We start from the raw sequence: 2,187 nt of genomic DNA on the forward strand, positions 1-2,187 counted from the left end.
CCCGCACCACGACCACATTTTCCCGGGCCGCCGGAGAAAAAATTGGTTAAACCGATAGCGTCCGTATATGCCTTCTCTTCCCAATAAATTTGAGCGTAGCTGGGCGGAGAAGCTTTTGGATACAGAGCAGCCATTTTCCCGCCCTGATAGCCAAACCCCCCAGGCGGTGCCGAACACCTTTCCTTGAGGTCTAGCAGCTTGTCTCTCGGAACCCAGTACAGTGCTCCCTTCGTGTACCCTCCGTCCTTGAAAGCGAGCATCAGCTATTGGGCAAAGTGTTTGCGTTCAAGGTATGCCAAGATAAAAATAGATGGAAGCGAACATATGGCAGATTCCAGCAATCCATTTGTATAGGTTAGCAAAAAAAATAGTAGTGGCCACAGCATGTAAGTCAGTGTGCTAAAAATTTCAAGAAATTTTACCGATTTTCTATTTCTAGTGTGCCTTGCTATTAAAAGAAATGTTATTGATAAAAATATAATTATGCAAAGAAAAAAATCCGCAGAGAAATATGAGTGAGTAGTGATTCTTCCATATATTACGCGTAATCCTGGGTCGTTTAACGCAAAAAATGTGGTTGCTTGTGTGTAGAGGATGGCTCTTAATCCTGGAAAAGATATTGAGAAAGCCAAACATAGAAATAGTGCAAAGAAAGAAAATATAGGGGTTGTTTTTAAAAAATAGAGCAAAGGAATATAGGGGGTTAACAGAACAGCGCTACAGACAGCAAAGTACGGAAGAAAATAGAGCCCGTAATGCCAATCAGAGCCAAATTGGGAGTTGATTGAAATCCACGATATTGATGCAGCTATGGCATATGAAAGAGGGGGTAATGGCGCCAAGCAAAGTCTTCTAAGAAGAGCTGCAATCATCAGGGAATCCAAATCTTTCTCTGGTTAGCCGTATTCATGATATCCGACCAGTTGTACATTGCTGCACACGTGCGCCCAGATTCTGTTTCGTTAAGGTGCTCTTTAATGCCAGTCAGTAAATCATTTGCTTGATTCTCGTCAAGCAACTTGCTGTTGGCAAGGGTGGATGCACGGTTTATGTTTTTCGAGGCTAAAAATTCTGAAATTCTTTCGTCGCAATCTCGCGCTTTTATCTTCTCGTTAGAATCAATGCCTCCCGCACACGACAATCTGAGTTGGAACCATGTTTCGCATTCGCAAGGCTCAGGGGTAGGGTTTGCACTTGGATGGCATGATTAGCATGGGTTTCCTAAATCCAGGGTGTAGCGCTCAGTTGGCTGGATACGAGTCGGTTCGTTCCCAAATAAGGTGCCGTCGCTTGCCAAAAACGACTTGCTCGACACTATCAGGGATATCGAGCATATAGTCGAATCTTCCTGATAGCCCCTTTCTTGCGGGTGTCAAAAAAACCTCCACCGCCATGGTGTTTCCTTCGATGTTTGTCTTCAATTCTTTAACAGCAAGTGCACTGTGAAATGCCAGCCCTTGGAGGCGTAGTTGTGTTCCGCTATCACGTACCTCGGTCACGCATGAGAAACCCTGAACATCTCTATATTCCAGCACAGTCGATGAGCATCCGAATAGTCCAAAAGCCATGGCAAAAAGTCCTAAGAAATAAATTTTTTTGGGATCTGCTGCTATCACAATGATGATCCCAATGAATTAAGAGAAGATGCCCCGGACGACCTTCCAAATGATCCTGACGATGCGCTACTGCCACCTTCCGGTTTATTTGCAATTGCGTTTGCAACGCCACCGTTCGCATCAATTATTGATTCTTTTAGCGTCGTTGGATTGCTTATAGGTCCAAGGTTAGCGTTCAAATTTTCATTCGTGGCAGAATTCCAGGTGTCTCTCGCAAAACTTGAACATGGCCCCCCTAGCCGCCAAGCTTTTTCTCCCTTTGATTTGTAATCGTCAATCTTTTCAAGGAGCTTTTTCTCAGCCGCGTCGTCAATATGCATTGATCTAGAGGCATCAGCTGACCTGCCCAACTCTAAGTTCTGAAATAGGCCATTGCCTTCTCCGGTTGGGTTATTGCCCCACGTCCCGCAGGTAGTGACAGAGCCTCCGTCAGGTTGATAGGAAATCCATGCATGGCCGGAAGTCATACTAGAACCACCATTTCCACTCGAGTATATGGTTACCGTCCCTGCCAAGCCCAACGGATCAATGCTACTCACCGGATTCCCCCCCAACATACCCATAAACATTT

The 2,187-nt window shown here is 45.2% G+C and carries 2 protein-coding genes; both read right to left on the reverse strand.

The features are described from left to right. Window positions 1-1,241: 1,241 nt before the first annotated feature. Entirely contained in the window at window positions 1,242-1,616 is a 375-nt protein-coding gene (locus tag G474_RS23660) for a hypothetical protein (RefSeq protein WP_156919338.1), read from the reverse strand. Continuing rightward, a partial coding sequence (locus G474_RS23980) for a hypothetical protein (RefSeq protein WP_211228148.1) occupies window positions 1,613-2,187 on the reverse strand: 575 nt, incomplete at its 5' end. The genes G474_RS23660 and G474_RS23980, both read right to left, overlap by 4 nt.

This window comes from Azovibrio restrictus DSM 23866 (genome assembly GCF_000429665.1).
Classification (GTDB): domain Bacteria; phylum Pseudomonadota; class Gammaproteobacteria; order Burkholderiales; family Rhodocyclaceae; genus Azovibrio; species Azovibrio restrictus.